The organism is Acidiferrobacteraceae bacterium (assembly GCA_037388825.1).
In the GTDB taxonomy this organism is placed as follows: Bacteria; Pseudomonadota; Gammaproteobacteria; order Acidiferrobacterales; family JAJDNE01; genus JARRJV01.
In genome coordinates, this window is the sequence record JARRJV010000121.1 from 1 (window position 1) to 2911 (window position 2911).

3 protein-coding genes are annotated in these 2911 nt (G+C 61.6%); all 3 read right to left on the reverse strand.

The window, feature by feature from the left end; genetic code table 11:
- Positions 1–799, reverse strand: a 799-nt coding sequence (locus tag P8X48_13120) for an FAD-dependent monooxygenase (protein MEJ2108243.1), incomplete at its 3' end; no start/stop codon positions are given.
- A 10-nt stretch (positions 800–809) separates the two neighbouring features.
- Positions 810–1910, reverse strand: a complete 1101-nt coding sequence (locus P8X48_13125) for an electron transfer flavoprotein subunit alpha/FixB family protein (protein MEJ2108244.1) — start codon at positions 1908–1910, stop codon at positions 810–812.
- Between the two features lie 56 nt (positions 1911–1966).
- Entirely contained in the window at positions 1967–2812 is an 846-nt protein-coding gene (locus P8X48_13130; GenBank protein ID MEJ2108245.1) for an electron transfer flavoprotein subunit beta/FixA family protein, read from the reverse strand.
- Positions 2813–2911: the final 99 nt, after the last annotated feature.

Here is a 2911-nt window from a genome sequence, read left to right on the forward strand (position 1 = left end):
GCGCGATGGCCGGATGTTTCTTCATCTGCTCCAGCATGCCATAGGGAGAGATACCCACAGTTCGGAAGTCGGACAGCAGACAACCGACGCCGATGGTGAGCGATTCGCGATTGGTGTAGAGGAAGCCGGTGCCGACCATGCCCTGGGTGATCTTGCCCGCCATCTCGATGACCACGCCTTCATCGCCCTTCACAGTAAAGCGGCTTTGAATGGTCTCCTCGGGAAGGAAGTGGATTTCTTTCACCGCCAGCGCAACGTCGCGTGGCTTCAGCTCGCCATGGAAACCCGCCTTCTTCGCCAGCAGCGAGTTCACCCCGTCGGCGAGGATGACGACATCCGCGTAGATGGAACCGTTTTCCCGGTCGGTCTTGACGCCGACCACGCGGCCACCGTCCATGTGCAGATCGGTGACCGTGGTCTCGCAGATGACCAGCGCGCCGGCGTTTTGCACCTGTTTGGAAAACCACTTGTCGAACTGTGCGCGGATGATGGTGTAGCGGTTGTACGGCGGCTTGTTGAAATCGGCGGAACGATAGGTGGAGCCGACGTAGGATTCGTCGTCCAGCACCCACACCTGCTGCTCTATGATGTGACGCTCCAGTGGCGCATCCTCACGGAATTCGGGCAGGATGCGCTCAAGGGCGTCGGAATAGAGGATCGCGCCCTGGACATTCTTGGAGCCGGGGTATTCCCCGCGCTCGAGCTGCAGTACCTGCAGCCCGGCCTTGGCCAGGGTATACGCGGCGGCGTTACCCGATGGCCCGCCGCCCACCACGATTGCATCGAACTTCTCTTTCATGCTGACCTCCTTAGCCCGCTTTCTTTGCGGTAGCCAGATGGGTGCGGAATGCTTCCGTCAGCGCCGGCAGAATCTGCATGGCGTTGCCGACGATGCCGTAGGTGGCAAAATCGAAGATCGGTGCGTTTGGATCTTCATTGATCGCGACGATCACGTCCGAGGCCTCCATGCCGACGCGGTGCTGAATCGCGCCGGAGATTCCGGCGGCAATGTACAGCTTGGGACGCACGGTTTTTCCGGTTTGCCCCACCTGCCGATCCGTTGTCAGCCAGCCGGCCTGCACTACTGGCCTCGTGGCGCCAACCTCGGCGCCCAGTACCTCGGCCAGGTCCCAGATGAGCTGGAAATTCTCCGGCCGTTTCAGACCGCGACCACCGGAGACAATGATGTCTGCATAGGCGAGCTGTGCCTCGTCCCTTTTGTCATCGGGAATAAACTCCAGCACCTTGGTGATGATGTCGGTTTCCACGACTGCCAGCGGGTGCTCGACGATGCGTCCGCTGCGCCCATCCTCGGGCTCCGGCATTTGCATCACCCGTGGGCGCACGGTTGCCATCTGTGGCCGGTAGTTGAGCGTCTGGATAGTGCACAGCAGGCTGCCACCGAAGGTCGGACGTGTGGCAGCGAGGCTGCGGTTCTCGGGATCGATATTCAGTTCGGTGCAGTCTGCCGTGAGCCCGGTGGCGAGGGTAGTGGCAACACTACCGGCCAGGTCGCGCCCGAGGGTGGTAGCGCCCAGCAGCAGGATCTCCGGCTCGAACTTGTTCACGAGTTCGGTCAGTCCGCGCGTATAGGGTTCGTTGCGGTAGTCGCTCAGGATCGGGTCCTCGACCAGGTAGCACAGGTCGGCACCGTAGCGGAACGCCTCCTGGCAGAAGGAGCGGGTCGTGTCTCCGGGGGCGCCCATGACCACGCCGGCGAGCTCTACGCCGAGCATGTCGGCGAGCTTGCGTCCCTCGCCCAGGAGTTCCCAGGACACCGGATGGACCGTATCGCGCTCATGTTCGATGAACACCAAAACGCCCTTGTAGCTCTTGAGGCGCTCGTCCAGTTCAAAGCGGCGTCGCGAGGCGGCGGGCTTCTTTTGCGGGGCTGGCGTCGTGTTACTCATATGCGTATCTCTCTGCGTTGGGCCATGGACAAACCGCCTCGGGGCTCGGAATCACCTCATCCGGCGCGCTTGAAGATCTCCTTTTCCACCTGCGGAAAGCGGGTGAACATTTTCGCCAGCAGGGTCGCCGCCAGATCGGTTGGCGAGGCGTTCTGGTTTTCCACCATCTCGGCCTTTTGTGACTTCGCCTGTGGCGCGAACACCTTGGCGACGATGGTGGGTGATCCCTTGAGTCCGACCCTGGTGATGTCTTCGATACCGGCGGCATCCTTGTCCCAGATCTTGAGCGGGTAGCGCGCGGCGCGAAACATGTCCGGCATGGTGGCGAAACGCATCTCGTTGACGCCTTCAAGCACGGTGACCAGGGCGGGAATACCGGTCTTGAGTACCTGTACGCCACCTTCGGAACGTCGCTGTACCACGATCTCCCGTGTTTCCAGATCAAGCGATTCGATCTTCTCGACATAGGTCAACAACTGCATGTCCAGGCGCTTGGCAATGCCCGGGCCGACCTGGGCGGTGTCGCCGTCGATGGTCTGCTTTCCGGCGAACACCAGGTCCACATGCATATCCTTGTCAATCTGGCGGATCGCCGAGGCGAGGGCGAAACTGGTCGCCAGCGTGTCTGAGCCGGCGAAGGCACGGTCACTGACGAGAATTGCCTCGTCGGCACCGAAGGACAGGGCCTTGCGCAAGGCCGCATCCGCCTGTGACGGACCCATACACAGCGCCGTCACGCGGCCACCGTAGCGGTCCTTGAGCCGCAAGGCCTCTTCCAGGGCGTACAGGTCGTATGGGTTGACGATGGCCGGTACGCCCTGGCGCATGATGGTGTTTGTGACCGGGTGCACGCGAATCTGTGCGCTGTCCGGAACCTGCTTGATGCAAACGACGATGTGCATGACCTACCTCTCTAGTCTTCTTGCCCTCAGGCCGAATCGCGGCTGGAGGGCAGGGTGCTGCGCAGACTGTCAACCGTTACCTGTTGCCCATCCATGTCC

Bases quoted from the DNA above. Each gene is read 5' to 3' on its own strand.
- P8X48_13130 (MEJ2108245.1), bottom strand. From the start codon at position 2,812: ATGCACATCGTCGTTTGCATCAAGCAGGTTCCGGACAGCGCACAGATT.
- P8X48_13125 (MEJ2108244.1), bottom strand. From the start codon at position 1,910: ATGAGTAACACGACGCCAGCCCCGCAAAAGAAGCCCGCCGCCTCGCGA.